At 48.6% G+C, this 5,726-nt stretch carries 6 protein-coding genes and 1 pseudogene; 4 read left to right on the top strand and 3 right to left on the bottom strand.

Annotation, left to right across the window (positions count from 1 at the left end; all coding sequences use genetic code 11):
* A partial coding sequence (locus BZG83_RS16940) for a hypothetical protein (RefSeq protein WP_206744375.1) occupies positions 1 to 200 on the top strand: 200 nt, incomplete at its 5' end.
* Positions 201 to 232: 32 nt separating this feature from the next.
* Here BZG83_RS16940 and BZG83_RS15715 read toward each other — a convergent pair.
* The gene (locus BZG83_RS15715; RefSeq protein WP_077481954.1) at positions 233 to 1,078 is read right to left on the bottom strand and encodes a magnesium transporter; all 846 of its coding nucleotides are present in this window, start codon (positions 1,076 to 1,078) and stop codon (positions 233 to 235) included.
* A 337-nt stretch (positions 1,079 to 1,415) separates the two neighbouring features.
* A complete protein-coding gene (locus BZG83_RS15710) occupies positions 1,416 to 1,880 on the bottom strand; it encodes a TetR family transcriptional regulator (RefSeq protein ID WP_158074980.1) in 465 nt (154 codons plus the stop codon).
* Positions 1,881 to 2,245: 365 nt separating this feature from the next.
* On the opposite strand from BZG83_RS15710, the gene BZG83_RS15705 reads away from it, so the two are divergent.
* Together BZG83_RS15705 and BZG83_RS15700 are read left to right on the top strand one after the other, a co-directional pair.
* Positions 2,246 to 3,901, top strand: a complete 1,656-nt coding sequence (locus tag BZG83_RS15705; RefSeq protein WP_077481950.1) for an AMP-binding protein — start codon at positions 2,246 to 2,248, stop codon at positions 3,899 to 3,901.
* A gap of 248 nt (positions 3,902 to 4,149) precedes the next feature.
* Positions 4,150 to 4,446: a DUF406 family protein gene (locus BZG83_RS15700; RefSeq protein ID WP_077481948.1), complete on the top strand. Its 297-nt coding sequence runs from the start codon at positions 4,150 to 4,152 to the stop codon at positions 4,444 to 4,446.
* 55 nt (positions 4,447 to 4,501) lie between these two features.
* Here BZG83_RS15700 and BZG83_RS15695 read toward each other — a convergent pair whose 3' ends face one another.
* Positions 4,502 to 5,116, bottom strand: coding sequence for a DNA-J related domain-containing protein (locus BZG83_RS15695; RefSeq protein WP_077481946.1), 615 nt, complete (start codon positions 5,114 to 5,116; stop codon positions 4,502 to 4,504).
* Between the two features lie 338 nt (positions 5,117 to 5,454).
* On the opposite strand from BZG83_RS15695, the pseudogene BZG83_RS16935 reads away from it, so the two are divergent.
* Positions 5,455 to 5,726: pseudogene (locus BZG83_RS16935) on the top strand (EAL domain-containing protein); the annotation flags it as partial.

The raw sequence follows: 5,726 nt of genomic DNA, 5'->3' as shown, positions 1-5,726 counted from the left end.
CTCATAGGGTTACCTTATTGGCAGAAATTGAATCGCGGCATCAGGCCGCCTTCTCCATTATTAAAATATTTTTTAATAATTCAACTGTTGTAATAGTGATAGCACAGTTACCCAGCAATTTACTGCGTAAGATCAAGCTAAGTGCGTATCGGGTGCGCAAATCCCAACGCGTCGCTATCACTGACCATAACCATAGATAAAAAATGGCGCCACATGGGCGCCACTCTTCGGGCTAGCTACCAATGCCGAGGTAGGTATTGACTACAGTGAAATAAATCCACATCCCAGATATATCTACCACGGATGCCAGTACCGGGCTGACCAATACCGCAGGATCAAGATGAAACGCGCGCGCCACAATCGGCAGCAATCCGCCAAGCGTTGTGGAGATGGTCACCTGAATAAACAGGGCCAACGCAATGGCAACCGCAATATCGTGCAGTGCAAACGCGCCTACCGTCGCGTTGTGGTTGAACAGTAAAATCCTCACCATCATAACTGCAGCAATCGCCACACCAATAAATACCGCGACGCGGGCCTCTTTCCACATCACTTGGAGCCACTGACGTTTGCGAAGCTCTCCCGYTGCAAGCGCCCTGACCACCAAGGTTGCCGCTTGGGAACCGGTATTGCCTCCCGCCGCTGCAATCACTGGCATATACACAGCTAACAGAACGAGTTGGCTTAAGGTATCTTCGTATTGAGCAATGATCATCCCAGAAACGATACCAAGCAGCGCAAGTCCGACAATCCAGCCAATCCGCTGTTTAACGTGCGCAAACACGCCGGTAGACAGATAGCTTTTCGCTGGTTCCGCTTCCGAGTGAATAAAGCCTAAATGGTTGGCATATTCACGGGCTTCGCGGTCAAACCCCTGCGCATCGAGCGCATTGAGCAAATGCTGGACATGAGCCACCGAGCAGTGATGTAAAATTCCCATCGACTCCTCAACCGGCATCACGGTAAGCAACTCGACTTGCTTGTCGAGATCGTATTGTAAAAATGCATTACGTGCCGCCACGATTTCTGCAGTGGAAAACGCAGTGGCGTAGTCAAAGGTGTTGTTCATTACCGTCATGGCGAATCTCCCGATTGGCAACAGGTAACGACCATCAACAACGAACCTCACGCCAAAAGGGCGTGATTAAGCGTTACATCGAGAAAGGAGAAAAACAGAGCGGGAAACCAGCTACGACTGCGCTGGTAAAAGGAAGGGTCACAATACCAACGGCAGTTATTTTTCTCCGTATCGACTAGGAGGATGGTCGGTATTGTTCATAGTTATCTCCAAAAAAGGTCTGGTGCTGTAAAAGCGTGGCGAGTGTATCAAAAGGCATTGCGCCTGTCTGTCAAATTTTGGTGAGATAACGGGGTGATATGTCAATTATTATGCAGGTTCAACGGACCGGTGCCGTTCATTGACGACACATGAGTAAACTGGCGCCTAGCAGCTGTGAAAAAGCAACGGTCAGATCGGTATTCATTTGCTTTTCACAATCTGTCTGCAATTTACGTAGACAGCGAAAGGCGACGCCGTTGTCGGCTTTACCGCTGATCAGCAAGTAGAAACACAGCCGTAAGATGGCTTTGAACTCACCGTCAGCATGCATCGCCTGCATCCAGCTTTGCATTAACTGGTTAACGGTTCCCCCCGTCTCAAGCGTACCCATCAAATTATCGAGCAGCACGGGTTCGAGCGCGGCCATAAAATCTTGTTTGCGCGGGAAGTGGTGACTGATCCCGGTACGAGATACCCCCGTTGCTTCACTGAGGGTGGTATACGACATACCCTCGTAGCCCAACGTCAGGAGTTGCTGCTTCGCGGCATCAAGAATAGTCTCGATCGTCTGTTGTGTTTGGGCCTTACTGCGTTTTGGCATCTGTAATGTGTTCTCCCCAGTCTCCGTCAGCATGGCGGGCAGTAATCGTCTGCATGTTGCAATGTGTTGGCAGGCAATGCATTTGCGCCACGACTCGCCATAAAGATAGTACAGAGTGCAATAGAAAGCCTGACACGAAACACACCAAAGACTCGCTGAAGCGGATCAAAGTTCTGCTAATACCTTGATAGATAAGTGTGAAAACAGCCCAAAAAATGAGGACTTATTGGTGTAAATAGTGCCGACAGTCATAATTTGAACACATGTTTAAACAATTGCCTTGCGTAAATACGGGCAGAGTCAGTAAGTTAACATTATTATAACAGTTAGACGTATGAATCACGTTGCGACAACGAGGAAGTCCAATGTCACACATCAAACCACACGATCAGATCTTACGCTGGGCCGACGAACGCCCTAACCACGTATTTTTACGCCAAATTCGCGATCGCCGTTTCGTGGATTACACCTTTGCGGACGTCGCTGATCAGGCGATGCGTATGGTCACCGCATTACGTGACATGGGCGTGCAACCCGGTGACAAGGTGGCGCTGATTTCTAAAAACTGTGCGGAATGGTTTATTGCCGATCTGGCGATGATGATGGGCAGCTACATTAGCGTGCCTATTTTTCCAACCGCAGGCAGCGACACCATTGAGCACGTGGTCACGCACAGTGAATCTAAGGCCATGTTTGTCGGCAAATTGGATGATACCAAAGCGCTAAAAGCGTCGTTACAGACCCTATCACACATTAAGACTATCGCATTTCCATATCCTACGGTGGATTGTCACTATGACTGGCAGGAGTTAGTCGCAAGTCACGAACCTACCGAAGAGCGTCCGGTCCATCTCGATAATGATGTGATGTCACTGGTATATACCTCTGGCACCTCTGGGCTCCCCAAAGGCGCCATTCTGAGCTACGGTGGCTATTGTTGGTCCGCGCAACGCCTGATTGACCACATTGGTATCGAGCCGAACGATCGTTTGTTCTCGTATCTGCCATTGGCCCATATCACCGAACGCGTATATATCATGGGGTCGGCCATTATGGGTGGGATCCCAACCGCGTTCCCAGAGTCGCTCGATACCTTTATTGAAGATGTCAAAATGCATCGCCCAACGCTTTTCATTTCGGTACCGCGACTGTGGACGTTGTTCCAACAGCGCATTCAAGAGAAATTGCCAGATGCACGTCTTAACCTGCTGCTGAGCATTCCTCTTGTCGGTAGTCTGGTTAAAAAGAAAATCGCGAAGAACCTTGGTCTTGATCAAGCGCGCGTATTGGGCTGTGGCTCAGCGCCGGTTGCCCCAGCACTATTGCGTTGGTATGAAAAATTGGGCCTACATATCACCGAAGCCTGGGGAATGACCGAAAGCTACGCATACAGCACACTTAACTATCCATTTAGGGCCGACAAAATTGGCACCGTCGGCAATCCAGGACCCGGCGTTGAAATCAAGATAGCCGATGATCAGGAGATCTTAGTCAAAAGTCAGGGCCTATTTAGTGGCTATTACAAAAATGAGGAAGCCACAGCCGAAACCTTGGTGGATGGTTGGCTACACACGGGGGATTTAGGCGAACTCGATAGTGAAGGCTACCTGAGTATCTCAGGGCGTAAAAACGATACCTTCAAGACCGCAAAAGGCAAATTTGTTGCCCCAGTGGCGATTGAAAAACGTTTATTTGAGCTGTCTAACGCTGAGATGCTCTGTGTGATCGGCTCTGGCATGCCTGCGCCTATTTTGCTTGCTTTGCCGCACCACTTCCCGCACTTTGATCGGGCCCGCTATGAGCGCCGCGTGAAAAAGGTAATTGATACCATCAACGGTGAGCTGGAGTCCCACCAGCAAATCAAAGGCGTTTTGATGATCAAAGAACCTTGGAGCATTGAGAACGGAAAACTCACGCCAACACTTAAAATTCGCCGCCATAAGCTAGAGCAAGAGTACCACGAGGTTGGCGCGAACTGGCCAAAAGGCACCTTGGTCCAATGGGAAGAAGACTGGGTCTAGCGCATTCTACCAAGATGTTCTGACGATCACCCACGATTGGCATACGCTGATGGTGGGTGATTTTTTATTCGCCACCTATTGCTTACAATTAGATTGCTGACAATGATGCATCGTGCTACAAACTCCTGCAAAACCTGACCTATCTCAATGTGCCACAATCAAGAATCTGCTAAAGATCAGCATGACATCTTTATTGCAGGCGATAAGCCTATTTTGACGCCTGCAGCTTTATCTCGTAGGGGACAACCATGAAAGAGAATCAAACTGACGCATGTGACGCGTGCGGTGTAAGCGCGGAAATTGGTTATATTATCTCAGAAGGAGATGAAGTCGCGGAAGTGACGATTCATGCCGACAGCGTCGAGGCAATGCAGGCGCGCTTTGAGCAGTACCTCTCGCTCGCACAAAGTATTAACCCTGCCGTCAAGCACGACTTTAACGCCGAGCAAATTAGCGGCGACAGTGCGCATATCAAAATGCAATTTGAATGCAGCGCTGAAAAGCTTATCTTTGAGCTACGCAGCCGTGGCCTTAACAACGCCTAATCACTACCATACAGGGTGTGTCACCACACCCTGTATTTGCTTGCTGAGGGCGGAGTTAAAGACGCAGGCTTTGCCATGCCTCGCACATTTCACGAAACGTGGTCGCATCGCCTTCAGGACGGTCTGGGTGCCACTTCAACGCCATTTTACGCCACTGGCGACGGATCTCATGCTCGCTAGCATGCTCATCCAACCCAAGTACGGCCAGAGCTTTTTTGCGCTCTAGCATGGTTTCGCCCGGCGCATCATTACCAATATGGCGTTGATAATGCTTCCAAAACGACGATAGCAGCTCTTTGACATCGTCTCGGCTAGCGTCGTAGTTGTTCCAATCCATGTAATATTCACGGAGTGGATCTTGATAATCGATTTCGTTTGCCACAAAACCATTACCGCCAACACGCCACTGCAATTGAATGTCCATTGACTCCACCTGCAACCACTGCTGAGGTAGCAACATCTCTTGCAGTTGGTATAGCGCATTCATTATCAAAAAATTGCGCTTAAACAGATCAAGATGCGGGTCAGCATCCAGCTCTGCCATGATGGTGTTTTTTTGCAACTCACTGAGAAGGTGATGCACTTTCCAGCTTTGTCGCGTAGATTCCAAGATACTGAGTATTGGCCAAATCAGGGGGTTGTCTATTTCATCCCGTTTTTCAGCAAGCATGACGTTCATCCTCTGTCACTGGCCAGCTACCTTGAACCGGCACATCTGGTATTTTCGGTCGTTTAACAACCTTATTAAGGTATAAACCAAATTTGGTCACTTTGTCGCCATTATCAGCAAAAAGCAGCTTGTTCATCCGTATGCCATACTTTTTGTATCACACGACGTCAAAAAAGCGCCTGATATTGCCGCTTAATTATTAAGCATATCTAGTGCCAACTTACTTATGCATTGTGGAGAAATCGTCGTGGCGCAGAGATTAGACACCTTGACTCGCATTAAAGACACGCACCATCTATTATTGTGTAAACACCTTTATTTCATTGATATTTAAATCTATGACACATTCTGCCTCCCAATGTGATGCCTGCAAAAACAAAAAACCGCTCCCTTTTGCCTTTTCAATGGCCTTTCAGCCAATTGTTCAATTATCCACTGGGCGTGTTTTCGCATACGAAGCGCTGGTACGAGGCATGGATGGCGGCGGTGCGGGCAGTGTTTTTAAACATGTAAACGCCGACAATCAGTATCAATTTGATCAGACCTGCCGTATCAAAGCGGTGTCATTAGCGGCAAAGCTCGAGATTCCCTGCTTTTTGAGCATTAACTT

It is taken from the genome of Salinivibrio sp. PR919 (genome assembly GCF_001995355.1).
Taxonomy (GTDB): Bacteria; Pseudomonadota; Gammaproteobacteria; order Enterobacterales; family Vibrionaceae; genus Salinivibrio; species Salinivibrio proteolyticus.
The sequence above is the reverse complement of the archived record's forward strand: the minus strand, read 5'-3'. Positions and strand labels throughout refer to the sequence as shown.

Bases quoted from the DNA above. Each gene is read 5' to 3' on its own strand.
- BZG83_RS15700 (WP_077481948.1), top strand. From the start codon at position 4,150: ATGAAAGAGAATCAAACTGACGCATGTGACGCGTGCGGTGTAAGCGCG.
- BZG83_RS15705 (WP_077481950.1), top strand. From the start codon at position 2,246: ATGTCACACATCAAACCACACGATCAGATCTTACGCTGGGCCGACGAA.
- BZG83_RS15695 (WP_077481946.1), bottom strand. From the start codon at position 5,116: ATGCTTGCTGAAAAACGGGATGAAATAGACAACCCCCTGATTTGGCCA.
- BZG83_RS15710 (WP_158074980.1), bottom strand. From the start codon at position 1,880: ATGCCAAAACGCAGTAAGGCCCAAACACAACAGACGATCGAGACTATT.